The 445-nt window shown below is 46.3% G+C and carries 1 protein-coding gene; it reads left to right on the top strand.

Annotation, left to right across the window (positions count from 1 at the left end):
* The coding region (locus Q0852_RS23735) for a DUF4150 domain-containing protein (RefSeq protein WP_299022917.1) at window positions 1–445 on the top strand (445 nt) is incomplete at both ends.

Raw genomic sequence — 445 nt, 5'->3', positions numbered from 1 at the left:
AAGTCAGTGGTTCCGATTCCTTACGGTAATAATGCTAAGTCGGCTGACTTGGCTGATGGTAGCACCACCGTATCAATGGATGGCGGAAACAGTGTTGCCATTAAAGGCAGTAAGTTTTCAAAAAGTACTGGTGATTCTGGCGGCGACAAAAAAGGTGTTGCATCTGGCACTATTGAAGCTGAAGCGGAATTCATTTCAGCATCGCCAACGGTCAAGATCGAAGGTAAAGGTGTTTGCCGCCTTTCCGACCAAATGACCATGAATAAAGCCAACACTATGTGTCTTGGCGGTGCGCAAAACCCATCGGTGTCAGTAACGGAAGATGAGGAAGGAACATATACCGTTGATTTGTTCCTTTCTTATTCAGATGGCGATCCGGTGCAGGGCGCAACTTATGAGTTGGTTGATCAGAAGGGCGGTGTATTTAAAGGGAATTTGGATAACG

Source organism: uncultured Photobacterium sp. (assembly GCF_947502415.1).
GTDB lineage: Bacteria > Pseudomonadota > Gammaproteobacteria > Enterobacterales > Vibrionaceae > Photobacterium.
Note: the sequence above shows the minus strand (reverse complement) of the source record. Positions and strands in the feature narration are given on the sequence as shown.